Below are 217 nucleotides of genomic sequence, written 5' to 3' on the forward strand. Positions count from 1 at the left end.
CCGGCCTGGGTGCCGGCGGTCAGGCCAACGCTGGCCTGCACGCCATCGGCCAGCTCATCGGCGTTGATGGCGCCGTCCGCGGCCTCGGCAATCGCCAGCGTCGGAGCGTCGTTACCGTCATCACCGCCCGGGCTGGTGCCATCCACGCTGAAGTCGATGTTGTTGGAAGCCACCGAGCTGTTGCCGGCGTCATCGGTGATTACCGCTTCGACACTGT

1 protein-coding gene is annotated in these 217 nt (G+C 67.3%); it reads right to left on the minus strand.

Going from position 1 to position 217, the window contains the following annotated elements; genetic code table 11:
• Positions 1 to 217: hypothetical protein (locus ETC07_RS15725; protein WP_205742589.1), on the minus strand; the 217-nt coding region annotated here is incomplete at both ends.

It is taken from the genome of Halomonas borealis (assembly GCF_004798905.1).
GTDB lineage: Bacteria > Pseudomonadota > Gammaproteobacteria > Pseudomonadales > Halomonadaceae > Halomonas > Halomonas borealis.